This is a genomic window from Streptomyces sp. FXJ1.172, assembly GCF_001636945.3.
Lineage (GTDB): Bacteria > Actinomycetota > Actinomycetes > Streptomycetales > Streptomycetaceae > Streptomyces.
Genome location: NZ_CP119133.2, coordinates 7,395,643 through 7,421,569 on the forward strand (window position 1 = coordinate 7,395,643; position 25,927 = coordinate 7,421,569).

General features: G+C 70.9%; 24 protein-coding genes and 5 tRNA genes. 19 read left to right on the top strand and 10 right to left on the bottom strand.

Annotated features, from left to right (window positions below; genetic code table 11):
• Positions 1-16 precede the first annotated feature (16 nt).
• From A6P39_RS33290 to A6P39_RS33300, 3 genes are all read right to left on the bottom strand, one after another.
• A tRNA-Val gene (locus A6P39_RS33290) sits at positions 17-88 on the bottom strand.
• Between the two features lies 1 nt (position 89).
• A tRNA-Cys gene (locus A6P39_RS33295) sits at positions 90-163 on the bottom strand.
• A gap of 38 nt (positions 164-201) precedes the next feature.
• Positions 202-274: transfer RNA gene (locus A6P39_RS33300), tRNA-Gly, on the bottom strand.
• A 178-nt stretch (positions 275-452) separates the two neighbouring features.
• Between A6P39_RS33300 and A6P39_RS33305 the strand changes: the two genes are divergently transcribed.
• From A6P39_RS33305 to A6P39_RS33315, 3 genes are all read left to right on the top strand, one after another.
• Complete coding sequence (locus A6P39_RS33305) at positions 453-1,517, top strand: chorismate-binding protein (RefSeq protein ID WP_067046223.1); 1,065 nt, start codon at positions 453-455, stop codon at positions 1,515-1,517.
• The gene (locus tag A6P39_RS33310) at positions 1,514-2,335 is read left to right on the top strand and encodes an aminotransferase class IV (protein ID WP_067046225.1); all 822 of its coding nucleotides are present in this window, start codon (positions 1,514-1,516) and stop codon (positions 2,333-2,335) included. Before A6P39_RS33305 ends, A6P39_RS33310 begins: the two co-directional genes overlap by 4 nt.
• A gap of 78 nt (positions 2,336-2,413) precedes the next feature.
• On the top strand, positions 2,414-3,238 hold the full coding sequence (locus A6P39_RS33315) for a GNAT family N-acetyltransferase (RefSeq protein ID WP_067046227.1): 825 nt from the start codon (positions 2,414-2,416) through the stop codon (positions 3,236-3,238).
• A 17-nt stretch (positions 3,239-3,255) separates the two neighbouring features.
• Here the strand turns inward: A6P39_RS33315 and A6P39_RS33320 are convergent, their stop codons facing one another.
• Positions 3,256-3,780, bottom strand: coding sequence for a DsbA family protein (locus A6P39_RS33320; RefSeq protein ID WP_199840812.1), 525 nt, complete (start codon positions 3,778-3,780; stop codon positions 3,256-3,258).
• A gap of 240 nt (positions 3,781-4,020) precedes the next feature.
• On the opposite strand from A6P39_RS33320, the gene A6P39_RS33325 reads away from it, so the two are divergent.
• The gene (locus A6P39_RS33325; protein WP_067046229.1) at positions 4,021-4,464 is read left to right on the top strand and encodes a hypothetical protein; all 444 of its coding nucleotides are present in this window, start codon (positions 4,021-4,023) and stop codon (positions 4,462-4,464) included.
• A 184-nt stretch (positions 4,465-4,648) separates the two neighbouring features.
• Positions 4,649-4,816, top strand: coding sequence for a hypothetical protein (locus tag A6P39_RS33330; protein WP_159396064.1), 168 nt, complete (start codon positions 4,649-4,651; stop codon positions 4,814-4,816).
• Positions 4,817-4,917: 101 nt separating this feature from the next.
• Here the strand turns inward: A6P39_RS33330 and A6P39_RS33335 are convergent, their stop codons facing one another.
• On the bottom strand, positions 4,918-5,478 hold the full coding sequence (locus tag A6P39_RS33335; RefSeq protein ID WP_067046232.1) for a CGNR zinc finger domain-containing protein: 561 nt from the start codon (positions 5,476-5,478) through the stop codon (positions 4,918-4,920).
• A 285-nt stretch (positions 5,479-5,763) separates the two neighbouring features.
• Positions 5,764-6,177 (bottom strand): SsgA family sporulation/cell division regulator, encoded by a 414-nt coding sequence (locus A6P39_RS33340; protein ID WP_004002642.1) that lies wholly within the window; start codon positions 6,175-6,177, stop codon positions 5,764-5,766.
• 191 nt (positions 6,178-6,368) lie between these two features.
• On the opposite strand from A6P39_RS33340, the gene A6P39_RS33345 reads away from it, so the two are divergent.
• The 10 genes from A6P39_RS33345 (at position 6,369) to A6P39_RS33390 (ending at position 15,642) form a co-directional block, all read left to right on the top strand.
• On the top strand, positions 6,369-6,845 hold the full coding sequence (locus A6P39_RS33345; protein WP_067046234.1) for a TIGR02611 family protein: 477 nt from the start codon (positions 6,369-6,371) through the stop codon (positions 6,843-6,845).
• A gap of 84 nt (positions 6,846-6,929) precedes the next feature.
• Positions 6,930-7,001: transfer RNA gene (locus tag A6P39_RS33350), tRNA-Val, on the top strand.
• Positions 7,002-7,238: 237 nt separating this feature from the next.
• A complete protein-coding gene (locus A6P39_RS33355; protein WP_067046236.1) occupies positions 7,239-8,291 on the top strand; it encodes an alpha/beta fold hydrolase in 1,053 nt (350 codons plus the stop codon).
• Between the two features lie 192 nt (positions 8,292-8,483).
• The gene (locus A6P39_RS33360; protein WP_067046238.1) at positions 8,484-9,770 is read left to right on the top strand and encodes an ABC transporter substrate-binding protein; all 1,287 of its coding nucleotides are present in this window, start codon (positions 8,484-8,486) and stop codon (positions 9,768-9,770) included.
• 13 nt (positions 9,771-9,783) lie between these two features.
• Positions 9,784-10,743 carry a carbohydrate ABC transporter permease gene (locus A6P39_RS33365; protein ID WP_067046240.1) on the top strand — a complete coding sequence of 320 codons (960 nt, stop codon included), beginning with the start codon at positions 9,784-9,786 and terminating at the stop codon, positions 10,741-10,743.
• Complete coding sequence (locus tag A6P39_RS33370) at positions 10,740-11,615, top strand: carbohydrate ABC transporter permease (RefSeq protein WP_067046242.1); 876 nt, start codon at positions 10,740-10,742, stop codon at positions 11,613-11,615. The genes A6P39_RS33365 and A6P39_RS33370 overlap by 4 nt, the downstream gene beginning before the upstream one ends.
• Positions 11,616-11,623: 8 nt before the next feature.
• Positions 11,624-12,148 carry a hypothetical protein gene (locus A6P39_RS33375; RefSeq protein WP_067046244.1) on the top strand — a complete coding sequence of 175 codons (525 nt, stop codon included), beginning with the start codon at positions 11,624-11,626 and terminating at the stop codon, positions 12,146-12,148.
• 77 nt (positions 12,149-12,225) lie between these two features.
• On the top strand, positions 12,226-14,961 hold the full coding sequence (locus tag A6P39_RS33380) for an exo-rhamnogalacturonan lyase family protein (RefSeq protein WP_067046246.1): 2,736 nt from the start codon (positions 12,226-12,228) through the stop codon (positions 14,959-14,961).
• Positions 14,962-15,084: 123 nt separating this feature from the next.
• A complete protein-coding gene (locus A6P39_RS33385) occupies positions 15,085-15,531 on the top strand; it encodes an SRPBCC family protein (protein WP_067046248.1) in 447 nt (148 codons plus the stop codon).
• Between the two features lie 39 nt (positions 15,532-15,570).
• A tRNA-Val gene (locus A6P39_RS33390) sits at positions 15,571-15,642 on the top strand.
• Between the two features lie 45 nt (positions 15,643-15,687).
• Here the strand turns inward: A6P39_RS33390 and A6P39_RS33395 are convergent.
• Entirely contained in the window at positions 15,688-16,413 is a 726-nt protein-coding gene (locus A6P39_RS33395; protein WP_067046250.1) for a 3'-5' exonuclease, read from the bottom strand.
• A 168-nt stretch (positions 16,414-16,581) separates the two neighbouring features.
• Here A6P39_RS33395 and A6P39_RS33400 point away from each other — a divergent pair, with 168 nt between their 5' ends.
• From A6P39_RS33400 to thrS, 3 genes are all read left to right on the top strand, one after another.
• Entirely contained in the window at positions 16,582-17,148 is a 567-nt protein-coding gene (locus A6P39_RS33400) for a DUF4365 domain-containing protein (protein ID WP_067046252.1), read from the top strand.
• Positions 17,145-18,377: a hypothetical protein gene (locus A6P39_RS33405; protein WP_067046254.1), complete on the top strand. Its 1,233-nt coding sequence runs from the start codon at positions 17,145-17,147 to the stop codon at positions 18,375-18,377. The genes A6P39_RS33400 and A6P39_RS33405 overlap by 4 nt, the downstream gene beginning before the upstream one ends.
• 130 nt (positions 18,378-18,507) lie before the next feature.
• Positions 18,508-20,484: a threonine--tRNA ligase gene (gene thrS, locus A6P39_RS33410; protein WP_067046256.1), complete on the top strand. Its 1,977-nt coding sequence runs from the start codon at positions 18,508-18,510 to the stop codon at positions 20,482-20,484.
• Positions 20,485-20,509: 25 nt separating this feature from the next.
• On the opposite strand, the gene A6P39_RS33415 is transcribed toward thrS, so the two are convergent.
• On the bottom strand, positions 20,510-21,190 hold the full coding sequence (locus A6P39_RS33415; protein WP_067046258.1) for a potassium channel family protein: 681 nt from the start codon (positions 21,188-21,190) through the stop codon (positions 20,510-20,512).
• Positions 21,191-21,257: 67 nt separating this feature from the next.
• On the opposite strand from A6P39_RS33415, the gene A6P39_RS33420 reads away from it, so the two are divergent.
• Positions 21,258-21,821 carry an HIT family protein gene (locus tag A6P39_RS33420; protein WP_067046260.1) on the top strand — a complete coding sequence of 188 codons (564 nt, stop codon included), beginning with the start codon at positions 21,258-21,260 and terminating at the stop codon, positions 21,819-21,821.
• 35 nt (positions 21,822-21,856) lie between these two features.
• On the opposite strand, the gene A6P39_RS33425 is transcribed toward A6P39_RS33420, so the two are convergent.
• Together A6P39_RS33425 and A6P39_RS33430 are read right to left on the bottom strand one after the other, a co-directional pair.
• Entirely contained in the window at positions 21,857-23,503 is a 1,647-nt protein-coding gene (locus tag A6P39_RS33425) for a hypothetical protein (RefSeq protein WP_067046262.1), read from the bottom strand.
• A 211-nt stretch (positions 23,504-23,714) separates the two neighbouring features.
• Positions 23,715-25,913 carry an elongation factor G-like protein EF-G2 gene (locus A6P39_RS33430; protein ID WP_067046264.1) on the bottom strand — a complete coding sequence of 733 codons (2,199 nt, stop codon included), beginning with the start codon at positions 25,911-25,913 and terminating at the stop codon, positions 23,715-23,717.
• Positions 25,914-25,927: the final 14 nt, after the last annotated feature.

Here is a 25,927-nt window from a genome sequence, read left to right on the forward strand (position 1 = left end):
TTGCGAGAAGATCCAGTGGACGATACTGGGATTGAACCAGTGACCTCTTCCGTGTCAGGGAAGCGCTCTCCCGCTGAGCTAATCGTCCTTGGAGGTGGAGACGGGATTTGAACCCGTGTAGACGGCTTTGCAGGCCGTTGCCTCGCCTCTCGGCCACTCCACCAGGAGTGTAGGGGATCGGGATGATCCCTACTTCCTTCGAGCGGACGACGAGGCTCGAACTCGCGACCTCAACCTTGGCAAGGTTGCGCTCTACCAACTGAGCTACGTCCGCTTGTCGTTTCGGTCCGCTTCCGCGTCCCGGCGACGTGTTGAACTCTAGCGGATTCCCGGGCCAGCACAAAAACGCGTTTGTGCAGCGTGCTGCGGTGCCCCGGACGGAGGACGTGGTCAGGGCCCCCTCGGGGACATCCCGGAGCCGCCTTTCGGACACCCGTCCTAGACTCGTCCACGTGCCTCACCACCCTTCCCGTCCGCCTGCTCTGGCCCGCTTCGGCGACCGCCTCGCCACCGGCCTGCTGGACGTCACGAGCGACCCGGCCGCCCTGGACTCCGACGGCTTCTGGGCCGTCTGCGCGGACTTCGAGGGCCGGCTGACCTGCGCCCGCTTCGCGGACGTACGCGAGGAGCCGGTGCCCGCCCCGGTGCCGGGCGGCTGGCGCGGCCCGGCGGCGGAGGAGTGGACCTCCTCCCTGGACCACCGGGCGTACACGGCGGCCGTCGGCCGCATCCGGGCGCACATAGCGGCCGGCGAGGTCTACCAGGCCAATCTCTGCCGGGTGCTCAGCGCGCCCGTGGACCCCGACGCCGACGTGGACGCCCTGACCGCCCTGCTGGCCCGCGGCAACCCTGCGCCGTACGCCGGGACGATCCGGCTGCCGGAACACGGCGTGGAGATCGCCACCGCCTCGCCCGAGCTGTTCCTGCGCCGCCGCGGCCGGGTCGTGGAGTCGGGGCCGATCAAGGGGACCGGACGCACGGAGGCGGACCTCCTGGAGAAGGACTACGCCGAGAACGTGATGATCGTGGACCTGGTCCGCAACGACATGGGGCGCGTGTGCGCCACCGGCAGCGTGACCGTCCCCGATCTGTGCGCCGTGGAGAAGCACCCCGGCCTGGTCCACCTCGTCTCCACCGTCCGCGGCGAGCTGCGCGACGCGGCCGGCTGGCCGGAACTGTTCACGGCCGCCTTCCCGCCCGGCTCGGTGACCGGCGCGCCCAAGTCGAGCGCCCTGAGGATCATCGAGGCCCTGGAGACCGCTCCGCGCGGGCCGTACTGCGGCGGCATCGGCTGGGTCGACGCCGACCGGGGCACGGGCGAGCTGGCCGTCGGCATCCGTACCTTCTGGATCGACCGGCCGGGCGACGGCACGGCGCTGCTGCGCTTCGGCACCGGCGCCGGCATCACCTGGGGATCGGACCCCGAGGGGGAGTGGCGGGAGACCGAGCTGAAGGCGTCCCGGCTGCTCGCGGTAGCGTCGGGGGCGTACGAGGCGAGCGGAGGGGTGTACGCATGAGGATCTGGCTGGACGGCGGACTGCGGGACCTGGAGTCCGCCACCGTCTCCGTCTTCGACCACGGGCTGACGGTCGGCGACGGCATCTTCGAGACGGTGAAGGCGGTCGACGGCAGGCCGTTCGCGCTCACCCGTCACCTCGACCGGCTGACCCGCTCGGCCCACGGCCTCGGCCTGCCCGACCCCGACCACGACGAGATCCGCGAGGCCTGCGCGGCCGTGCTGGAAGCCAACCCGATGCCGTTCGGCCGGCTGCGGATCACCTACACCGGCGGCCACGGCCCGCTCGGCTCCGACCGCGGCGAGCACGGCCCGACCCTCGTGGTCGCCCTCGGCGAGACCACCCGCCGTCCGGACACCACCGCCGTGATCACCGTCCCGTGGACCCGCAACGAACGCGGGGCCCTGACCGGCCTGAAGACCACCTCGTACGCGGAGAACGTCGTCGCGCTGGCCCGCGCCCACCAACACGGCGCCTCCGAGGCGCTGTTCGGCAACACGGTCGGACAGCTCTGCGAGGGCACCGGGTCCAACGTCTTCGTCGTCCTGGACGGCGAGATCCACACCCCGCCGGTCGCCTCCGGCTGCCTGCCCGGCATCACCCGAGCCCTGGCGGTCGAGTGGACGGGCGCCCGGGAGACCAGCCTTCCGCTGGACGTCCTCGAGCGCGCCGACGAGATCTTCCTGACCTCCACCCTGCGCGACATCCAGGCCGTGCACCGCGTCGACGACCGCGAACTGCCCGCCGCCCCGGGCCCGGTGACCGCCAAGGCGATGCAGATCTTCGGCGAGCGGTCCGGGGACGACCTGGACCCCTGAGCCGGGCCTGCGGGGGCCCGGCGCCCGGTACCGGAAAACGGGCTGACTCGACGGCCGGCCGCGGGTAGAACACCGGTGATGACCACGACCCTGCGGCCGACCGAGCCGCTCCAGCACAACGCCGACGGCACCCGTTCGCGCCGCTACCAGGTGTGCGTGAACAGCCGCCCCGTAGGCGAGATACACCTCGGCACCTCGCCGTCCCTCGGCGACTCCGTGGCACGCGTCATCGATCTGCGGATCGCCGAGCCGGACCGGCGGCGCGGCCGGGGCGCGGTGGCCGCGCTCGCCGCCGAGGAGGTCGCGCGCGGCTGGGGCTGCACACAGATCGAGACCCTCGTCCCCGCCTCGGCAGACATCGCCCTGCGGCTGTTCGGCACCCTCGGCTACACCCCGCGCAACCGCGGCATGGAGAAGCGGCTCGGCACCACCCCGCCCGAACTGCCGCCGGGCAGCCGGGCGCGGTCCATGACCGAGGCCGAGTTCGAGGTCTGGCGGGCGTACGAGAGCGAGCACTACGCCCGCGTGTGGATCGAGCTGGGACTCCCGGAGGCCGCCACCCGCGCCCGCGTCCGGGAGGGCCACGCGAAACTGTTGCCGCACGGGCTCCACACGGAGGGCATGCTGTTCAGCGTCCTGGAGCACGAAGGAGTGCAGGTGGGTACCCTCTGGGTGGCCCTCCAGGGCGACAAGGCGTTCGTGTTCGACGTGAAGACGGACGACGCCCATCGCGGCCGGGGGCACGGCCGTACGCTCATGCTCCTGGCGGAGCGCCAGGCGGCGGAGGCCGGGCGGACAATCCTCGGACTCAACGTCTTCGCCGGCAACACCCCGGCCGAGCGGCTGTACGAGTCACTCGGCTACGAAACGGTGGTCCACGCCCTCGCCAAGCCCCTGCTGTAGGGCTCGGGCCGCAGGGCTCACGCGCCCTGGCCGCCCAGCAGCCGGTCGGCGATCTCCTCGATGCGCTCGCGCAGGCCCTCCTGGCTCTTGCCGCCGTCCAGGCGTTCGCCGCCGATGACGTACGTCGGGGTGCCGGTCACCCCGATGGCCTTGCCCTCCGCCTGGTCGGCGTCCACGATCAGGATGTGCCGGCCGTCGATCAGCGCGGTGTCGAACTCCTCGGCGTCGAGCCCGAGTTCGCGGGCCATCTCGACCAGGAAGGGCTCCCCCTCGCGGTCCAGCTCCTCGACCCGCTCCAGCACGGCCTCCACGTACGGCCAGCCGGCGCCCTGCTCCAGCGCCTCCTCGGCGGCCTGGGCGGCGGCGAAGGAGTGCTTGTGCTTCTCCAGCGGGAAATGCCGCAGCCGCAGCTCCAGCCGGTCGCCGTAGCGGGCGCGCAGGGCGCGGATGTCGTCCAGGGCCGTACGGCAGTCGGGGCACTGCAGCTCGCACCAGACGTCGAGAACGAGGGCGTCGGCGCGCGCGGGGGAGGAGTCGCTCATGCGGCCCAGTCTTCCAGGCCGGACCCGGCCGACCCAATCGGGACGGTACGGCACTCCAGTAGGAGGCGACCCGGAGATGTCCCTGATGTCCGCCGAGGGCATGGCATCGCGGGGACGGGGCGGTGCAGGATGGAAGGGACGAGGTGCGCCGGCCCGGCGTGCCGCGTGCTGATCATTGCGTGTGTCCCACCGTTTCCTGTGTTCCGCCTTCCACCCGACCGAGCCCGCCAGGAGGACCGGATGATTGCCGAGACCGTCTGCTCCGCCGCGTCCGCGGCAGGCCTGGGCATCGCGGTGGTCACGGCCTACCGCAAGCGTTTCCTGGCGGCGGCCCGCATCGCGGCCTACGCGCTGGTGCCGGTCGGCCTGGTGATGACCGGGGTCGTCGGCTGGATCGCGGACACCGCCTTCAGTCCCACCGCCTGGGCGGGCTTCGGGGTGCTGGGCGTGGCCTGGCTGATCTTCGCGGGCACCCGCGCGGTCGAGCGCCGGCGCGGCGGGACCCGTGCCGAGCGCAGAGCGGCCCGCGGCGCAGCGGCCGACGCCGTGGCTCCCACGGCCTCTGCCCCCTCCCTGGGCCCGGGGAAGCGGCAGGCGACCGGATCCGCCACCGCCCCGCGCGCCACAGGCTCCGCCGACGACTTCAGCGACATCGAGGCCATCCTCAAGAAGCACGGCATATGACGGTCGCACGGCAGGGGCGGCGGCGTAAGGGCACGTCGGACCGCCTGGACTGAAGCGACACAGTCCGTCACGGGCGCGTCCGGATCCGTTCACAACCCGAAGCAAGTCGGACGGGACGGCGCGGAATAGGGCAACTCCCGCACGCAGGTGGCGTGTTGATCGCGTACGAGGCTACTCCTGCGCCATGATCTCCCGCGAGATGCTGGACACGACACAGAGCGAGGCCGCGCCGCCGAAGGACGAGCCGCGCGGGTGCCTCTTCGCCCTATCCCAGCCACCGCTGATGATCTTCCTTGCGGTGATCGGGTGTCTGCTCCTCATGGCTGCGCTGCACGACCTGCTGTTGCTGTGAGCCGTACGCGTCCGTCCCGGCGCCACCCGCCGGGACAGACGTCGGTCCGGTCCTGCCGGGCGTCTCGAATCCGCGCCAGGGCCCCGCTGCCGCGCGGCCGGTCAGCCCGTCGCCTCCTTGCGCCGGGCCCGGTAGGCGGCCACATGCAGCCGGTTTCCACAGGTGCGGCTGTCGCAGTAGCGGCGCGAGCGGTTGCGGGAGAGATCGACGAAGGCGTGCCGGCAGTCCGGTGCCTCGCAGCGCCGCAGCCGCTCCTGCTCCCCGGCCACCACGAAGAAGGCGAGTGCCATCCCGCAGTCGGCGGCGAGATGGTCGGCCACGGAGGCGCCCGGCGCGAAGTAGTGCACATGCCAGTCGTAGCCGTCGTGGTCCGTCAGGCGCGGGGTGGTGCCGGCCGCGGCGACCAGTTCGTTGATCAATCCTGCGGCGGACTTGGCCTCCGGGGCCGCGAAGATCGCCGCGAAGCGCCCCCGGACCCTGCGCACCGCCGAGAGGTCGAACTCCGACAGCGCACCCACATCGCTGATTTCGTGCTTTCGTACGAAATCAGCGAGAGCCGGGACGTCGGGCAGTCCGTCCGCCGCCGCGCCTTCCTCCGGCGCGGTGTTCACCAGGTCGACCACGGTGTCGAGGGCGCACCGGGTGTCGTGGGTGATCAGCACGTTTCGCTCCCTGGCCTGGGGGTCGGGCCTCGCCCGCCGATGCTGGCCGATGGTAGCGACAAGCGCGCCCACCCGGGGGGCCCGTACCCGACCTCGACTGCCCGGAGAACGCCTTTGCGCCCGGCAGAGTTCCCGGATCCGCCCGCTCCCCGCAGGGGCCGGCACAGGCCGACGCCGCCCCGTGAACGCTCACGGTGACGGCGCCGGGCTGTGCCGTATGCGGTTGTCCTGGCCCGAGCCGTCTCCCCGAGTGGACGGCGCCGGGCTGCTTTCGATGGCCGCGGCCTAGCTTTCCGCCAGGATGTGCGACAGCTCCTGATCCAGATCGAAGTGCCGGTGTTCCGTGCCGGGCGGCACGGCGGCGTCGGTTCGCTTCAGGAAGGACTCCAGGGCCCGCGCCGGGGCCTCGAGCAGGGCCTCCCCCTCCGGGGAGCTGAGGGCGATGCAGACGACGCCCTGGCCATGACTGCGCGATGGCCAGACGCGGACGTCTCCGGTGCCGGTGGGCCGGTGCAGCCCCTCGGCGAGGAGGTCGCGGGCGAACACCCACTCGACGGTTTCCTCGGCTCCGGTGTGGAAGGTGGCGTGCACGGCGTAGGGGTCGGCCGTGTCGTACCGCAGGCCTGCGGGGACAGGCAGGGAGGACTCGCTCGACACAACGAGGCGCAGGTGCAGCTCGCAGCTGACCGTGGTGTTCATAAGCGCCAGGGCCTTTCGCTCAGTGTGCGCTCGGGGATTCGCACGTCGGCGAAATCGACATGCCACCTACGGTGCCGTTGTAAACCCCTCTGAGGGTTTTGCGTGTCTTTACGTAACTCTTCCGGCCGAGAACTCGTACCAGACCTACGACCATTCCGGTGACCCGATTCACTCCGGTAGGGTTTGTCTGTATGAATACGGGGAGTGACGAGCCGGGCGAGGCCGCTGTGGCAGCCGGCAAGGCGCCGGCGGACCCGGGGGCGAGGGGCCGGGGTGCCGGGCAGGAGGCCGGGGACGGGCTCGGTTCCCGCGCGCCCGAATTCATCAAGTCCCGCCGTGTCCTGCATATGAGCTGGCAGGCCGGCGTCTTCGTGGTCGGCCTCGCTGTCGTCGTCACGGGCATCGTCATGCTGCCGCTGCCGGGACCCGGCTGGGTGGTGATCTTCGCCGGCATGGCGATCTGGGCGACCGAGTTCGTCTGGGCCCAACTCATGCTCCGCTGGACCAAACGCAAGGTCACCGAGGCGGCCCAGCGGGCCCTCGATCCCAAGGTGCGCCGGCGCAACATCATGCTGACCGCCATTGGGCTGACGATCGCAGCGGCGCTGGCCGGGACCTACCTGTTGAAGTTCGGCGTCGTCATGCCGTGGAAGATCAAGGATCAGTAACCGAGCGCCGCCGCCGCGGGTGTCCGCCGGCCCGCCGCTGGTCGGAAGCACCGCCTGACATGGGGTAATGTTCTCCCTGCGCCCGGGCGATTAGCTCAGTGGGAGAGCGCTTCGTTCACACCGAAGAGGTCACTGGTTCGAACCCAGTATCGCCCACCCGGACCGACGGCCCACCTGCGAAACAGCAGGTGGGCCGTCGGCGTGTGCACCGGCTTCCGGCACGAGAAGGGCGTGGTGCGAGGGCGCCGGTTTTGCCGGACCGGCAACAAGCCTCGTGCCCGGCGGGCGGCGCGCAGGATCATCGGGCCAGGCGCCGCGATCACCGGCACAGCGACCCGGCAGGCGCCGCGCAGGCCTCACCGGTCCCGCCCGCCAAACCCCTCAGGAGCCCCCGTGCCCCAGCTTCCGACCGCCGCCCCTGACCGCACCCACCGCCTGGTCCCCTCGCCCGCCGGGCGGATCCACCTCGTGGAGCAGGGGCGCGGCCCGCTGGTGCTGCTCGTGCACGGGTTCCCGGAGTCCTGGTACTCCTGGCGTCATCAGTTGCCGGCGCTGGCCGCCGCCGGCTACCGCGCGGTGGCCCTCGACGTCCGCGGCTACGGCCGTTCGTCCAGGCCGGCGGCCGTGGACGCGTACCGGATGCTCGACCTCGTCGCGGACAACGTCGCCGTGGTGGAGGCCCTGGGGGAGGAGCCCGCGGTGGTGGTCGGCCACGACTGGGGCGCGTCGATCGCCGCCGCCTCCGCCCTGACCAGGCCGGACGTATTCCGCGCCGTGGCCCTGCTGAGCGTCCCGTACACCCCGCCCGGCGGCCCGCGCCCCAGCGAGGTCTTCGCACGGATGAGCGGGAACGCCGGCGACGGCCACAGCGGTGGCGGCGGTGAGGGTGCGGACAGCAGGGACGGCTCGGTCTCCGAGGAGTTCTACGTCTCGTACTTCCTCCGCCCCGGCCGGGCGGAGGCGGAGATCGAACCCGATGTGCGCGGCTGGCTCGCGGGCTTCTACGCGGCCCTGTCCGCGGACACCATGCCCGCACCCGGCGCCCCCGACCCGCACTTCGTCGCCCGTGGCGGCACCCTGCGGGAACGCTTCCCCACCGGCCCGCTGCCGGGCTGGCTGGGGGAGTGTGACCTCGACGTCTTCGCCGGGGAGTTCGAGCGGACGGGCCTGACCGGGGCGCTGAACCGGTACCGGAACATGGACCGGGACTGGGCGGACCTGGCCGGCTACGAGGGCGCCCCGATCACGCAGCCGTCGCTGTTCGTCGCCGGGGCCCTGGACGCCTCGCTCGCCTGGCTGGCGGATGCGGTCAAGGCCTTCCCCGAAACCCTGCCCGGCCTGCTCGGCTCGCACGTCCTCGACGGTTGCGGCCACTTCGTCCAGCAGGAACGCCCCGAGGAGACGAACCGGATCCTGCTGACCTGGCTCGCCAACCTGACCAGCTGAACACGCCCCCCGACCGCACTCCGCCTCACCTGCACCAACAGCCCGCAGCCGGAGTGTGCGCCCCCGCGCCCCGCGAGAAAATCCTGTCCGAATCATTGACGCACCCCTGGCCCCTCCGTACCTTGTGCCAGCAAGCGCTTACTTGAAACGATTCATGGCGAGCGGCGACGACGCTGCGGGGAGGGCCCGACTGTGGGAACCAGCAGGAATCCTGAGAGGCGTACGATCCTGAAGGCGGCCGGGGCGTCGGCCGCCGCGCTAGGGCTCACCGCGGTGACCGGCTGCGGCGGCGGAAGCGGTTCAGGGAACGGAACGGTGACGATCCGTTACTCCTGGTGGGGTGCCGAGGAGCGGGCGAAGAAGATCAACCAGACCATCACCCTCTTCGCGAAGAAGTACCCGAAGATCAAGGTCAAGACGGACTTCCAGACGTACGAGTCGTTCTGGGAGAAGTTCCAGACCCAGGCCGCCGGCGGAAATCCTCCGGATGTTTTCCAAAACGCCGTCACTTTTCTTCGGAAGTACGACAAGCGCGGAATTCTGCTCGATCTCAACTCCCAGGTGCAGGCTGGAAATCTGAGCCTGGATCACTTCCGGGACGGCGTCACGAAGGTCGGCGAGGTCGACGGCAAGCAGCTCGGAATTCCCGTCGGCTCCAACACCATGGCGCTCGTCATCGACGAGAAGGTCTTCCAGAAGGCGGGCGTCGAGCCGCACGCCGGCTGGACCTGGGACGACTACTTCAAGGCGTTGAAGACGATCCACGACAAGACGAAGGTTCCCGGGGACACCGGCTACTTCACGATCATGTATCTCTACGACCTCTACCTCCGCCAGAACGGCAAGGCGTTCTTCACCAAGGACGGACTCGGCTTCGACCAGGCCGATCTGACGGAGTGGTGGACCGACGGCTACAACCGCGTCAAGGCGGGCATCGTCACCGACCCGAAGGTCGTCCAGCAGGACAAGCCCAAGTCCTCGCTCTCCGCCGGACACGGCGCCTCGGAGTTCACCTGGGACAACTTCACCGTCCGCTACTCGGCGGAGGGCAGCAGCACGTACGGCCTCGCTCCGATCCCGACCACGGACGGCAAGCAGACGGGCCAGTACCTCGCCTCCCTGATGCTCAGCGCCTCCTCCCACACCTCCCACCCGAAGGAGGTCGCGCAGTTCATCGACTTCATGTGCCACGACCCCGAGGTCGGCAGGATCATGGGCTACGACCGCGGCATCCTCGCGAGCACCGAGCAGTACGGCGCGTTCAAGCCGGCCGACGAGGTGAACAAGGAGATCGCGCAGTACGAGGTGGACACCGCCAAGGCCGGCGTCCTCGGCACGATCACCCCGCACCCCTCCGGTGCCGACACCGTCGAGGCCTCCTTCCTGCGCATCGGCGGCGACCTCGGACAGGGCAAGACGAAGGTCTCCGACGCGGTGAAGCAGTTCTTCACCGAGTCCGAGGCCGCCTTCCAGGCCTGAGGGGAACCATGCCGTGACGCTCGTCAAGGACTCCGTGCCCGCCGCCCGCAAGACACGCCCGGCCGCCTCCGCCACCACGGGGCGGCCCGGCCGCCGCCGCGAGAACCTCGCCGGCTACCTCTTCATGTCCCCGTGGATCGCGGGCTTCCTGCTGCTGACCGCGGGCCCGATGGTCGCCTCGCTGTACTTCGCCTTCACCGACTACAACCTCTTCAACGCCCCGAAGTGGGTCGGGCTCGACAACTTCACCAGGATGTTCGACGACCCCCGCTGGCAGAAGTCGGTGGAGGTGACGGCCAAGTACGTGATCATCGGCACCCCGCTGAAGCTGCTGCTCGCCCTCGGGGTGGCCCTCCTGCTCGCCCAGAGCCGTCGCGGCCAGGCCTTCTACCGTGCCGCCTTCTACGCCCCCTCGCTGATCGGCGCGAGCGTCTCGGTCGGCTTCGTGTGGCGGTCGCTGTTCTCGGACGGCGCGATCGTGGACCGTACGCAGTCCTTCTTCGGCTGGCACGTCGGCGGCTGGGTCGGCAACGCCGACTGGGTGCTGTACTGCCTGGTCGCGCTGACGGTGTGGCAGTTCGGCGCGCCGATGGTCATCTTCCTGGCCGGGCTGAAGCAGGTGCCGGGGGAGCTGTACGAGGCCGCCGAGATGGACGGCGCCGGACCCTTCCGGAAGTTCTGGAACATCACCCTGCCGATGATCTCCCCGGTGCTCTTCTTCAACGTGCTCCTGGAGACCATCCACTCCTTCCAGATCTTCGGCTCGGCGTACGTCGTCTCCAACACCTACTGCGGACCGGCCGACGCCACGCTCGTCTACACCTGCTACCTCTACCAGCAGGGCTTCAAGAACGCCCAGATGGGCTTCGCCTCCGCCATGGCCTGGATGCTGCTGCTCGCCGTGGCCCTGGTGACGGCCGTCCTCTTCTGGTCCCAGAAGAAGTGGGTGCACTACGAGGAGGACACCCGATGAGCGCCACCACGACGACCAAGTCCCCCCTGCAGGCCCGTCGGCGCACCGGCTCCCTCGCCTGGCACCTCGGCGCCCTGCTGATCCTCGCGGTCATCCTGTACCCGGTGGTCTGGGTGATCGGCGCCTCCTTCAAACCCAGCAAGGACATCATCAACAGCCTCACGCTGTTCCCGTCCCACCCGGTCCTGAGCAACTTCAAGGGGCTCGCCGACGGCATCGCGGACGTCCGGATCTGGACGTTCTTCCAGAACTCCCTCTTCTACGCCGGCGGTGCCGTCGTCGGCGTGCTCATCTCCTGCTCGCTGACCGCGTACGCCTTCGCCCGCATCCGGTTCGCCGGCCGCAACGTGCTCTTCTCGCTGATGATCGGCACGCTGCTGCTGCCGTACCACGTGCTGCTGATCCCGCAGTACGTGATGTTCCAGAAGCTGGGCTGGGTCAACACCTATGTCCCGCTGCTGATCGGCAAGTACCTGGCCACGGAGGCCTTCTTCGTCTTCCTCATGGTGCAGTTCATGCGGAACCTGCCGAAGGAACTGGACGAGGCCGCCCGGCTCGACGGCTGCGGGCACCTGCGCATCTACTGGTCGATCGTGCTGCCGCTGTCCCGGCCCGCACTCATCACCAGCGCGATCTTCACCTTCATCAACGCCTGGAACGACTTCATGGGCCCGCTGATCTACCTCAACGAGCCGGGCAAGTACACGGTCTCGCTCGGCCTGATGATGTTCCGCGACTCCGACGGCGTCGCCGCCAACTACGGCGGGATGATCGCGATGTCCCTGGTCGCGCTCCTGCCCGTGCTGCTGTTCTTCCTCGCCTTCCAGCGCTATCTGATCGACGGGATGGCGACCTCCGGACTGAAGGGGTGAGGCGGGCCATGGCCCAGGCACGGGTGAGGCCGCGGGGGGAAGCGGCGTTCGCGGAGCGGTTCGCCGTCTTCGCCGAGTGTCTGCTGACCGGCGTGTGGATCGCGGTGGCCTGTCTGGGGTTGGTGACCTACCCGGCCGCCTTCGCCGCCGGCGCCCGGCATCTGCGCCGCCGTACCGGCCATCGGGCCGGCGGCCTGCGGGAGTTCGCCGCCGACTTCCGCGCCGCCCTGCGCGGGGGCTGGGCGGTCGGGCTCGCCGGCTGGGCGGCCGCGGCCCTGGCCTGGCTGGAGGTGCAGGCCGTACGCGCCGGGCTGCGCGCGGCGGCCGTCTGGGCCCCGGGCGAGCGCTGGCGGACCCTGCTCGCCGAGGCCGGCCGCCGTACCGTCCGCGACCCCGCCGGATCCTTCCTGCTCGTCGGCGGAGCGGTCCTCATCTGCTGTTCCGCCCTGCTCATCGCCCCGCTGGCGGTGCCTGTGCTCGGGGCCGTCACGGCGGCGGCCGTCGCCGTGGAGGAGCGGTACCGGCGCCGCTGACCTGCCTCAAGGCCGGTGCCATGGGCGCCGCGCCTCTCTGTCATGCCCCTGATCAGTCACTCTGTGGAAGGAAGGCCATGTCTCCCATCCCCCGCAGGTCCCTCCTCAAGGCGGCCGCCGTCGCCGGAGCCGCCGCGCCGTTCAGCTGGGCCCTGGGGGCCAGGGACGCCGAGGCCGCGCCGAGAGCCGCGGCCGGCGGAGCCGGCCCCGTGACCCTGGACTGGCTGGAGGGCGGCGGCCTCGGCGCCGCGCCCGGCTCCACGGTCGGCGTGCCCTGGCCCATGGGCGCCTACCAGGAGGACCAGGCCTTCGCGCTCACGGACGCCGCCGGCAAGGACGTCCCCGTCCAGACCTGGCCGCTCGCCTACTGGCCCGACGGCTCCCTCAAGTGGACGGCCCATGCGGTGAGTTCGGGCAACGGCAAGCTCACGCTCACCGCGGGCACACCTGCCGAACCCGCGCAGAAGGTGACCGTCGACAAGAGCGGCGGCACCATCGACGTCTCCACCGGCGTCATCACCGCGAAGATCGGCAAAAACGGCTCCACGCTGATCAAGTCCGTCACCCGGGGGCCGGCGGAGATCGCCAGGAACGGGCGCCTCGTCCTGATCCGCCAGCCGGAGACCGAGGACGAGGACCAGGGCACGGTGAGGACCGAGCGCTTCGACGGCGCCATCGGCTCCGTCACCGTGGAACAGGACGGCCCGGTCCGCGCGGTCGTCCGGATCGACGGCAAGCACCGCAAGGGCGCCCGCAGTTGGCTGCCGTTCTCGATCCGCCTGTACTTCTACGCCGGCGCCGACTCCTTCCGCATGGTGCACACCATCACCTACGACGGCACCCAGGAACCCGGCAAGGCCTCCGGCGACTTCATCCGCGGGCTCGGCGTCCGCTTCTCCGTGCCGATGCGCGACGCGGCGTACGACCGGCACATCCGCATCGGCGGCGAGGGCACCGGACTGCTGCGCGAGGCCGTCCAGGGGATCACCGGCCTGCGCCGCGACCCGGGCGCGGCCGTGCAGAGCGCCCAGTACGAGGGCCGGAAACTGCCCGACCCGTCCACCTGGGACCAGCGCGTCAGCACGCGCCTGCAGTACATCCCGCACTGGGGCGACCACACCCTCGCCCAGCTCTCCGCCGACGGCTTCACCGTCCGCAAGCGCACCAGGAAGGGCTACGGCTGGATCGCCGCCGGCGGCGGCAAGCGGGCCTCCGGCTTCGGCTACGTCGGCGGCGCGAGCGGCGGACTCTCCTTCGGGCTGCGCGACTTCTGGGAGAAGTTCCCGGCCCAGCTCGACATCCGCGACGCCCACACCGAGGAGGCCACCGTCACCCTGTGGCTCTGGTCCCCCGAGGCCCAGCCGATGGACCTGCGCTTCTACCACGACGGCATGGGCCAGGACACCTACGCCAAGCAGCTCGAGGGCCTCAACATCACCTACGAGGACTACGAGCCCGCCTTCGGCACCCCCTACGGCATCGCCCGCACCTCCGAACTCCTCTTCTGGGCCAACGACTCGACCCCGGCCGCCGACGTCCTGGCCGGGCAGGCCGAAGCCGTACGCGTCCTGCCCCAGCTCGCCGCCCCGCCGCGGCAGCTCATCGGGGCCAAGGTCTTCGGCCCCGGCCTGTTCTCCGAGCCGGACCGCTCCACCGCCGCCAAGGCGAAGATCGAGGACCACCTCGACTTCCTCTTCACCTACTACAAGGACCAGGTGGAGCAGCGCCGTTGGTACGGCTTCTGGGACTACGGCGACTTCATGCACACCTACGACACCGTGCGCCACCAGTGGCGGTACGACGTCGGCGGCTACGCCTGGGACAACTCCGAGCTGTCGCCCGACCTGTGGCTCTGGTACGCGTACCTGCGCTCCGGCCGCTCCGACCTCTTCCGCTTCGCCGAGGCGCTCACCCGGCACACCGGCGAGGTCGACGTCTACCACCTCGGTGACTGGGCGGGCCTCGGCACCCGGCACGGCGTGCAGCACTTCGGCGACAGCGCCAAGCAGCAGCGCATCGCCAACACCACCTACCGGCGCTTCTACTACTTCCTCACCGGCGACGAACGCGTCGGCGACCTGATGCACGCCAACGTCGACTCCGACGAGACCTTCCTCGTCCTCGACCCGCAGCGCAAGGTCCGCACCGGCCCCTACACCCCCGACCGGCACGCCCTGTCGATCGGCTTCGGCACCGACTGGAGCGGCCTGGTGTCGGCCTGGCTGACCGAGTGGGAACGCAAGGGCCCCAAGTGGGAGAAGGCCAAGGCGCGCGTGCTGTCCACGATGGAGGGCATCGCCGCCCAGCCCAACGGCTTCGTCCAGGGCAGCGGGCTGTACGACCTCGACACCGGCAAGTTCGCCGTCGACGACAAGCCGGTGGTGTCCGTCTCCCACCTGTCGGCGGTCTTCGGTCTCAACGAGCTGTGCGCCGAGCTGATCCACCTGGTCGACATGCCCGGGTTCAAGGAGGCCTACCTCGACTACTGCCGCTATTTCAACGCCACCAAGGCCGAACAGAAGGCCCGCTACGGCACCGACTTCGGCAACCTGCTGCTCTTCCAGGGCCACTCGCGCCTCGACGCCTACGCCGCCGTACAGACCGGCGACGCGACGCTTGCCGAGCGCGCCTGGGCCAAGTTCTACGGCTCCGACGGCTACACCGAGTCCTCGCCGTGGAGGACCGAGAAGCTGACCGGACCGGCCGCCCTGGTCGAGGGCAGCGAGGCGAGCTGGGTGTCCAGCAACGACACCGCGCTCTACGGCCTCGCGGCGATCGAGAACCTGGCCCTCCTCGGCGACAGGATGCCGTAACCGGGCCGGTTCCGGGGAGCGCCGTCGCACGGGCGGCGGCGCTCGCCTCCCGAGTGTGGCCCGCGTCACCACGCCCCGCATGAGTACGCGTACTCAGATCGCCGCGCCGGGCAGACTCCCGCCATGGACTGGAACCACTACCGCTTCCTCAGCCTGTGGTCCCTGCCCGCCCGGCCGGCGGCGGTGTACGCCGTGCTGGAGCGGCCCGAGGACTATCCCCGCTGGTGGCCGCAGGTGCGCGCGGTGACCCGGCTGGACGGCACCACCGGCGTCCTCACCATCCGGTCCCTGCTGCCGTACGACATGACCTTCACCGCGCGCGAGACGCGCCGCGATCCCGCCGCCGGGGTCCTGGAGGTCGCCGTGTCCGGAGACATCGAGGGGTGGGCCCGCTGGACGGTCACGGCCCACGGCCCCGGCACCCTCGCCCGCTACGAGCAGGAGGTCGACGTACGCAAGCTCCTGCTCAGGCGGCTCGCCGTACCCGGGCGGCTGGTCTTCCGGGCCAATCACCGCCTGATGATGCGATCCGGGCGGCGGGGACTGGTCCGGCTCCTCGAAGCGGTTTGAAGGATCGGCGCCTCGACCTGTATTGTTCGGTGCGTTCCCGGGCGATTAGCTCAGTGGGAGAGCGCTTCGTTCACACCGAAGAGGTCACTGGTTCGAACCCAGTATCGCCCACCCGGAGAAGGCCGGTCCGCAGCAGCGGACCGGCCTTTCGCATGGTCACGCCGCCGCCGGCAGCTCCGGCCGCAGCGGCCAGTCCGTGCTGACGATCTCGTCCGAGCCGCTGCGCGCGAACCACGCCTGCAGGCCGCGGGCCTGCGCCGCGTGCCAGTTGGCCTGGAGCGTGTGCAGTTCGGCGGGGGTGAGGCGCTCCAGCCGGGTCGCGAACCGGCGGCCCACCGCCCGCACGACATCCAGCGCGGCCAGTGCGTCCGCCGCCGCGTCATGCGCGTCCTGCAGCGCCACGCCGTAGTGCGCGCACAGGTCGGTCAGTGTGCGGCGCCCCTTGCGGTACCGGTCCAGGTGCTTGTCCAGCACCCGCGGGTCCAGCACCCTGAGCGGCACCGACTCGAACCAGCGGTCCAGCGGCGACGCCCGGTGCCGGCGCAACTCCCGGTCCAGCAGCGTGAGATCGAACGGTGCGTTCATCACCACCAGCGGACGGCCCATCGCCGCGTGCTCCGCCAGCTGCTCGGCTATCTCGTACATCACCGGCGCCGGCCAGCGTCCGTGGTGCTGCAGGTGTTCCTCCGTCAGCCCGTGCACCGCCGTCGCCGCCTCGGGCACCGGCACACCCGGGTTGACCAGCCAGCGGGACACCCGGGGCCGGGTCCCCGGTGCGTCCTGGACGACGACGGCGGCCGACACGATCCGGTCGGTCTCGACGTCCACGCCCGTCGTCTCCGTGTCGAAGGCGGCCAGTGGCCCCTCGTACCAGGTCGTCATCTGAACCCAACTCCTCGTTCACCTACAGCAGATGACGTTCCGTCTTCTGCCCGTTTGGTGATACCCGGGCCGTTTGCGCCGTACGCCGCGAGGAGACAACAGGAGTACGGGTCTTTGCAGTTCAGCGGCCCGCAGCGGGGACACTCATTGCTTGGAAGGCTGTTGGTCATGGCCATTGCGCAGCCCGAGCGGGGCGGGCTGCTGCCCGATCGTCCGGGCACCGTCCGCGGCACGCTCGCCACCACCGCGTGCATGGAGACACTGCAGGTCGGCTATCTGCACGCGGTCGCCGCCGCGGCGGGCTGCTCGCTGTCCCAGCCCTTCCCGGACAACGGCATCGACTGGCACGTCAGCCACAGCGCGCCCGGACACACCGTCGACGACGAGGTCACCATCAAGGTGCAGCTGAAGGCCACGTACCAGGTCGCGCCGAACCCGCCGGGCCGCTCCTTCTCCTTCACCCTCGACAACGACCACCTGCGCAAGCTCGCCCGCACACCCGTCTCGGTGCACAAGATCCTGGTCGTGATGCTCGTCCCGCGCTCCCAGGACGACTGGCTGCGCGCCAGCCACGACCGGCTCGACCTCAGGCACTGCTGCTACTGGGTCAACCTGGCCGGTCACCCGGTCACCGGCCGGCACCGGACCACCGTGCGGATCCCGACCTCGCGCATCTTCGACGACCGGGCGCTGTGCGAGATCATGACGCGGGTCGGGACGGGAGGCAGGCCATGAGAAGCCGTCCGCACGAGGAGCTGCCGCGCCAGGTCCGCCCGCACCCCGACGACCTCGCCTGGCACCGGCCCCCCGACCCCGCCCACGTCGACCCCGTCGTGCTCGGCGCCCTGCTGCACCGGCACGGCTGGCAGCGGCGCGGCGGAGACCCGGGACGCTACGGCCGCTGGACCCCGCCGGGGCCGGGCGGCGGCGGGACCAGCCTGCTGGTGCCCGAGAGCCGGGCCTTCCCCGACAGCGACGACCTGCTCGGCGAGGCCCTCGACGCGCTCGCCCGCAGCGAGACGCCCGCCGCGCGCGAGGTGCTGATCTCCCTCGCCGTACCCAGTGACGAGATCCGCTGGTGGCGGGACACCCCGGACGGACCCGCCGGCGCCACGCCCTGGACGGCGGACGAGCAACTGCGCGGCGCCGCACGGCAGATGCTGCTCGCCGCCGCGCTCGCCACACGCGCGCGTGCCGGCTACCACGGCGCCCGCCACCGCCGCGCGGCGGTCTCCCTGCTGGAGCACGTCCTCGTCGGCCCCGCCGCCGAGGACCGCCACCTCACCGCCTTCGCGCCCGTGCCCACCGGGCGCCCCCTCGCCGTCCGTCTCCACCAGGCCCTTTGTGCCGCCCGCGAGGCCATCGACTACCAGCGGGCCACCGGCGGCATGGACGCCTTCGACGGCGCCGTCGAGGCAGGGGTCAGCCGCGAGCTGACCGAGGCGCTGACCGTGCTCGTCCGGGGCACCGAGGGCGCCCGGATCGCGGTCGCCTGGGCACCCGGCGCCGGCGTCCCCGAGGGCTGCGCCCCGTCCGCCGAACCCGTCGAGTTCTCACCCGGCGACCTGCCCGTCCTGTGCGAGGCCGCGGCCCGCTATCTGCGCGAGGAACCCTCCGTGCCGGTCCGGATCACCGGCGCCGTGGTCCGTATGCGCCGCTCCGGGCCCGGCGGCGAGGGCACCGTACGGCTGCGCGTCCTCGCCGGCGCCGAGGTCCCGCACGTCCGCGTCACCCTGGGCGAGGAGGACTACCGCATCGCCGGCCATGCCCACCTCGTCGGACTCCCGGTGCGGGTGCACGGCAGGCTGGAGCGCCGGGGCGGCTTCCGCCGGCTCACCGGCGCCTCGGGGGTCGTACCGGTACAGGTCGACGAGGGGGAGCGGGACCGGCTGATGAAGGCCCTCCAGGAGAACCTCGACTTCTTCGAGGAGGCCTGCGGGGAGTCGTACGGCGACAGGGACTGAGAGGACGGGGCGGTAGGCGCTGGGGGACTGAGGGTGACCGTTTCGCGGTCGGTGCCGTCGGGTCGGTACGATCGCCTGTGCGCGCGCTCCTGGTATGGCGCCGCACCCCACCTTCAGTCAGGAGAGACCGGTGTCAGACGTCCGTGTGATCATCCAACGCGATTCCGAGCGGGAAGAACGCGTGGTGACGACGGGCACTACGGCCGCCGACCTCTTCGCGGGCGAGCGCTCGATCATCGCCGCGCGTGTCGGGGCCGAGCTGAAGGACCTCGCCTACGAGGTCAGGGACGGCGAGACCGTCGAGGGCGTCGAGATCTCCTCCGAGGACGGCCTGAACATCCTGCGCCACTCCACCGCGCACGTCATGGCGCAGGCCGTGCAGGAGCTGTTCCCCGAGGCCAAGCTGGGCATCGGCCCGCCCGTCAAGGACGGCTTCTACTACGACTTCGACGTCGAGAAGCCGTTCACGCCCGAGGATCTCAAGGCCGTCGAGAAGAAGATGCAGGAGATCCAGAAGCGCGGGCAGAAGTTCTCCCGCCGTGTCGTCACCGACGAGGCGGCCCGTGCGGAGCTGGCCGACGAGCCGTACAAGCTGGAGCTGATCGGCCTCAAGGGCTCCGCGTCGCACGACGACGGCGCGGACGTCGAGGTCGGCGCCGGCGAGCTGACGATCTACGACAACCTGGACGCCAAGACCGGCGAGCTGTGCTGGAAGGACCTCTGCCGCGGCCCCCACCTGCCCTCGACCCGCCTCATCCCGGCGTTCAAGCTGATGCGCAACGCGGCCGCCTACTGGCGCGGCAGCGAGAAGAACCCGATGCTGCAGCGCATCTACGGCACCGCCTGGCCCTCCAAGGACGAGCTGAAGGCCCACCTGGACTTCCTCGCCGAGGCCGAGAAGCGCGACCACCGCAAGCTCGGCACCGAGCTGGACCTCTTCTCCATCCCCGAGCAGATCGGCTCCGGCCTCGCGGTCTTCCACCCCAAGGGCGGCATCGTCCGCCGGGTCATGGAGGACTACTCGCGCCGCCGCCACGAGGAAGAGGGCTACGAGTTCGTCTACACCCCGCACGCCACGAAGGGGAAGCTCTTCGAGACGTCCGGGCACCTGGACTGGTACGCCGAGGGCATGTACCCGCCCATGCAGCTCGACGAGGGCGTGGACTACTACCTCAAGCCCATGAACTGCCCGATGCACAACCTGATCTTCGACGCGCGCGGCCGCTCCTACCGCGAACTGCCGCTGCGCCTCTTCGAGTTCGGGACGGTGTACCGGTACGAGAAGTCGGGCGTCGTGCACGGCCTCACCCGCGCCCGCGGCTTCACCCAGGACGACGCGCACATCTACTGCACCCGTGAGCAGATGTCCGAGGAACTGGACAAGACGCTCACCTTCGTCCTCGGCCTGCTGCGCGACTACGGCCTCACCGACTTCTACCTGGAGCTGTCCACCAAGGACCCGGAGAAGTTCGTCGGCTCCGACGAGGTCTGGGAGGAGGCGACCGAGACGCTGCGCCAGGTCGCCGAGAAGCAGGGCCTGCCCCTCGTCCCGGACCCGGGCGGCGCCGCCTTCTACGGCCCGAAGATCTCCGTCCAGACCAAGGACGCGATCGGCCGCACCTGGCAGATGTCGACCATCCAGCTCGACTTCAACCTGCCCGAGCGCTTCAACCTGGAGTACACGGGCCCGGACGGTGCGAAGCAGCGCCCGGTGATGATCCACCGCGCCCTCTTCGGCTCGATCGAGCGCTTCTTCGCCGTCCTCCTGGAGCACTACGCGGGCGCCTTCCCGGCATGGCTGGCCCCGGTCCAGGCCCTCGGCATCCCGATCGGCGACGCGCACGTCGAGTACCTGGAGAAGTTCGCCGCGGCGGCCCGCAAGCAGGGCCTGCGCGTCGAGGTGGACTCCTCCTCGGACCGCATGCAGAAGAAGATCCGCAACGCCCAGAAGCAGAAGGTGCCCTTCATGGTCATCGCGGGCGACGAGGACATGTCGAACGGCTCGGTGTCCTTCCGCTACCGCGACGGCTCCCAGGAGAACGGCATCCCGTTCGACGAGGCCATCGCCAAGATCGCCCAGGTCGTGACGGAGCGGACCCAGGTCTGATGTCGCGTGCAGGGGCCCCCGGGGATCAGCTCCCCGGGGGCCCCTCCCTTTTCGCCGGCTCGCCGCCCTGGTCGTCGCCCCGCGCGAACTGCTGCACCAGGAGGGAGGAGAACGATCCCGTGACCACGCCGAACAGGCCGAGACCGACGATCATCATCCCCACGGCGATGATCCGGCCCATCGTCGTCACGGGAACCACATCGCCGTAGCCGACGGTCGTGAGGGTCGCGCAGGTCCACCACACCGAGTCGCCGAAGGTGCGGATCGAGGCGCCCGGGGCAGCGTGCTCCACGTGGTACACCGACAGCGCCCCGGCGAATCCCAGCAAGGTCACGGACAGGGACGCGTACGTCATCACGCGCGCGTGCAGCGGCATCCGGGCGTGCCCGTGCCGGTGCTCCACCAGCTCGTACGTCCGCACGAGCCGCAACGGCCGCAGCAGGGGCAGCAGCACGACCAGCGTGTCCAGCCAGTGCTGTCGTACGAACCGCAGCCCCTGCCCGCTGAACCGCCAGCGCACCGCGTAGTCGACGACGAACAGCGCCCAGCAGACGTAGGTCGCCGAAAGCAGCCCGAGGTGCACCGCGTCCGACAGCCCCGTCGCGAGGACGTGCACCGCGTAGGCGCAGAGAAAGACCAGCGAGGCGCAGGCGAGGAGCAGGTCCGTCCGCTGCTCCCAGCGTCCCTTGCGGCTGTAGTCGTCCACCGGCCCAGCTTCGCCGGTGCCCCCGCTCCCGGCGCCCCGGCGACACGCCGGGAACCGGCGAAGCCATATGCTGCATGGCATGACGAGTGAGCCGGAACAGCAGATCGGAGTGGGGACGCAGGACGCGTTCCAGCGCCTGTGGACGCCCCACCGGATGGCGTACATCCAGGGCGAGAACAAGCCGACCGGCCCGGGGGCCGCCGACGGCTGCCCGTTCTGCTCGATCCCGGCCAAGTCCGACGAGGACGGGCTGATCGTCCGGCGCGGTGAGCACGTGTACGCGGTGCTCAACCTCTACCCGTACAACGGCGGCCACCTGATGACCGTGCCGTACCGGCACGTGGCCGACTACACCGAGCTGACCGGGGCGGAGACCGCCGAGCTGGCCGAGCTGACCAAGCAGGCGATGACGGCCCTGCGCACCGCGTCCGGCGCGCACGGCTTCAACATCGGCATGAACCAGGGCACGGTCGCGGGCGCCGGCATCGCCGCCCATCTGCACCAGCACATCGTCCCGCGCTGGGGCGGCGACACGAACTTCATGCCGGTCGTGGGCCACACGAAGGTGCTGCCGCAGCTCCTGGCCGACACCCGGAAGATGCTGGCCGAGGCCTGGCCGGCGGTGGCCTAGGCCCGGCCCCGGGTCCCCTCCGCAGAGGGCACCGCTCACGCGTCGTAGAGGTCGGCCTTCCTCGGCGTCGGGTCCTGGACGTTGCCGCTGAGGAACGACGAGCGGGCACCGAACTTCTCCGTGTCCACCCCGTTCTCCTCCAGCACCCGGATCGCGGCCGAGTGCACCACCCGCAGCACCGGAGTGGCCGCGCGCAGCGCGTCGTCGGCCATGAAGCGGTGCCGCCACGGCTGGTCGGCCCAGGCATGCCTGAGGCCGAACGGCTCCGGCAGGGCGAGCGAGCCGCCGAGCCAGTTGAGCAGCGGCGGATACCAGGACAGCGGGGCACGCGAGGCGAGCCGTACCACCTCGTCGGTGCCGACCAGCGGCAGCTTGACCGTGCGGGTCTCCCAGGGCTTGAGGGACTTGGAGACCTCCTTCGTCGGCGCCTCCGGCTTGGACGTGAACAGCGGGTTCACCGGTCCCAGCGCGTGTCCGGTCACCTCGATCCGCAGCGTCTGGTGCAGCACCGTCACCGTGATCAGCATGGTGATCACGAGCTGGCCGTCCCACAGCGTCCACTGCACGCCCAGGTAGTGCCGGTCGCCGCTGCCGAACTGCTGCTTGTTGCAGATGTCCTGTATCGCGTGCGGCTTGACCTGGAACGCCTCCACGTCCGTGCCCTCGGGCCGGGACACCGCCGAGGCCTTCTCGCCGATCGGCGTGACGATCCAGTGCTTGATCGACGGCTTGGGGAAGCCGCCGGTGTTCAGCGGGCCGCGCTCCAGCAGAGCGAGCTGGTCGTGGATCGCGCGTACGACGTCCCAGCTGCGGAACGGGTGGATCTCCCGGGTCGGGTCCGCCGGCGTCAGGTCCTCGGCGAGCTGCCAGGCGCCCCAGCGGGTGCCCATGCCGAGTATGCCCTTGGGGCCGGCGTAGAAGACCGAGTTGGACTGCTGCTCGGCGCTGAGCCGGGCCAGCGACTGGCGCAGCGCCTCGGCGGCGGTCTGGCCCGGGCCGCGCGGCACGGCCTCGGGGACCTTGGCGCCGACGCTGGTGCCCGAGAGCAGGCCGTCCCAGCGGGCCCGCAGGTCCTTGGCGGTGGCCTCGCAGATCCGCTTGGCCCAGAACCAGCCGACGACGGGCATGACGACGGCCAGGCGCGCGTACCACCTCCAGAAGCCGGTGAACGGCATCTTGATCAGGAACAGCACGGCGAGCACGCCGACGGCGAGGAGCAGGGCCGTGGCCAGCGTCCCGGCCCGCTTGTCGTCGCGCTTGGCGATGTACGTGCGCAGCTGGAAGACGAGCAGCCAGACGAGCAAGCCGGGCAGGAAGAGCAGTCCGCACAGGGCCGTGACGGCGGTCAGGCGGTTGTCGCGCTCGCGGCGGATGTTGTTGGCCGCGAGGCAGTGCTCGACGACGAACTGCGGCTCCGAGCCGAAGGACTGGATGAGCGGCTTGCGCCCGGGGGCGAGCATGCGGGCCACCACGGCCCGCGAGAAGGCCTCACCGAGATTCGGCTTGAGCAGCGCGATCCGGCCCGCCTTGACGGTCGACTGGTGCCACTCGTTGTCGGCCTTCTTGATGTCGTCCATCGGGCTGTCCCGGTACGCCGCGGAGGCCAGCGCGGAGGTCGCCGCATGACTCGCGTCGCCCGAGACGGGCACCTGTGGCCCGTCCCACTCCGTACCAATCGACATTCCCGCCCCCTCGCCGCCGTGTCGCTCCTGCGGCCTTCCCGACTTCCTTGCCCCGCACACCTGTTGAACAGGCCGTCGTGCCGAAAATCCGCACCACCACCGGACGACTGCGGCACGACACGATCAGGTGATCAGCGTATCCGCCACCACCGACAGCCGGTGGGCGGACGGCCGAAGCCGCCCGCCCGCCGGGCCCGCGGCACGCGGTGAACTACGCCATCTCGCCCGCCTGTTCGCGTACCCGCTCGGCGATCTGCGGCGGCATCGGCTCGTGCCGGGCATAGGTCCGGTCGAACCGGGCCGTGCCGTGCGAGAGCGACCGCAGGTCGACGGCGTACCGGCCGATCTCGAACTCGGGCACCTCGGCCCGGATCAAGGTCCGCCCCGAGCCGATCTGTTCGGTGCCGAGCACCCGGCCGCGCCGGCTCGACAGATCGCTCATCACCGCGCCCACGTAGTCGTCGCCGACCAGCACGGACACCTCGGCGACCGGCTCCAGCAGATGGATCTTCGCGTCGGCCGCCGCCTCGCGCAGCGCGAGCGCGCCCGCGGTCTGGAAGGCGGCGTCGGAGGAGTCCACCGAGTGCGCCTTTCCGTCCAGCAGCGTGATCCGCACGTCCACCAGCGGATACCCGGCGGCGATGCCCTTGGCCGCCTGCGCCCGCACACCCTTCTCGACGGACGGGATGAACTGACGCGGTACGGCGCCGCCGACCACCTTGTCCACGAACTCGATGCCCGAGCCGCCCGGCAGCGGCTCCACCTCGATCTCGCAGATGGCGTACTGCCCGTGCCCGCCGGACTGCTTCACGTGCCGGCCGCGCCCGGACGCCCGGTGCGCGAACGTCTCCCTGAGGGAGACCTTGTGCGGGACGACGTCGACCTGGACGCCGTAGCGGCTGCGCAGCCGTTCCAGGGCGACGTCCGCGTGGGCCTCGCCCAGGCACCAAAGGACCACCTGGTGGGTGTCCTGGTTCTGTTCCAGCCGCATCGTCGGATCCTCGGCGACCAGCCGGGAAAGGCCCTGGGAGAGCTTGTCCTCGTCGGCCTTGCTGTGCGCCTGGATGGCCAGCGGCAGCAGCGGGTCGGGCATGCGCCAGGGCTCCATCAGCAGCGGGTCGTCCTTCGCGGAGAGCGTGTCCCCGGTCTCGGCGCGGCCCAGCTTGGCCACGCACACCAGGTCGCCGGCGACGGCGTGCGCCACCGGGCGCTGCTGCTTGCCGAAGGCCATGGACAGAGCGCCGACCTTCTCGTCGACATCGTGGTCCTCGTGCCCGCGGTCGGCCAGCCCGTGCCCGGAGACGTGCACTGTCTGGTCGGGGCGAAGGCTGCCGGAGAAGACACGCACCAGCGAGACGCGGCCGACGTAGGGGTCGGAGGAGGTCTTGACGACCTCGGCGACCAGCGGGCCGGAGGTGTCGCACGGCTTCAGCTCGCGCCGTTTGCCGTCGATGGTGCTGACCTCGGGCAGCGCGTGCTCGAACGGGGTCGGGTACCCGCCCGTGATCAGCTCCAGCAGCTCGACCGTGCCGAGCCCCTGCCTGGCGCCGTCGGCGGCGGGGGCCCCGGCCAGGACCGGGAAGAACGAGCCGCGGGCGACGGCCCGCTCCAGGTCCTCGATCAGCGTCTCGACGTCGACCTGCTCGCCGCCGAGATAGCGGTCCATGAGGGTCTCGTCCTCGCTCTCGGCGATGATCCCCTCGATGAGCCGGTTACGGGCCTCCTCGATGCGCGGCAGCTGGTCCTCGCCCGGCTCGGACTCCTTGCGCTCCCCGGTCGAGTAGTCGAACAGCTTCTGCGACAGCAGCCCGACCAGCCCGGTCACGGGCGCGTGCCCGTCGGGGCCCTCGGGGCCGCGCAACGGCAGGTACAGCGGCAGCACGGCGTCGGGATCGTCCCCGCCGAAGGCCTCCGCGCAGGTCCGGGTCATCTCCTCGAAGTCCGCGCGCGCGGCCTCCAGGTGCGTGATCACGATCGCGCGGGGCATGCCGACGGCCGCGCACTCCTCCCAGACCATCCTGGTCGAGCCGTCCACCCCGTCCGAGGCGGAGACGACGAAGAGGGCCGCGTCCGCCGCCCGCAGACCGGCCCTCAGCTCCCCGACGAAGTCGGCGTACCCGGGGGTGTCGAGGAGGTTGATCTTGATGCCGTTCCATTCGACCGGCACCAGGGAGAGCTGTACGGAGCGCTGCTGCCGGTGCTCGATCTCGTCGTAGTCCGAGACGGTGCCGCCGTCCTCGACGCGGCCCGCCCGGTTCACCGCCCCCGCGGTCAGCGCGAGGGCCTCCACCAGAGTCGTCTTGCCCGAACCGGAGTGGCCGACCAGCACCACGTTCCGTACGGACGCGGGCTGATCGGCCTCAATAGCCCTGCCGGCGGCCCCGGGGTGTGTCTGTGTCTTGTCGCCCATGATCCTGCCTCCCG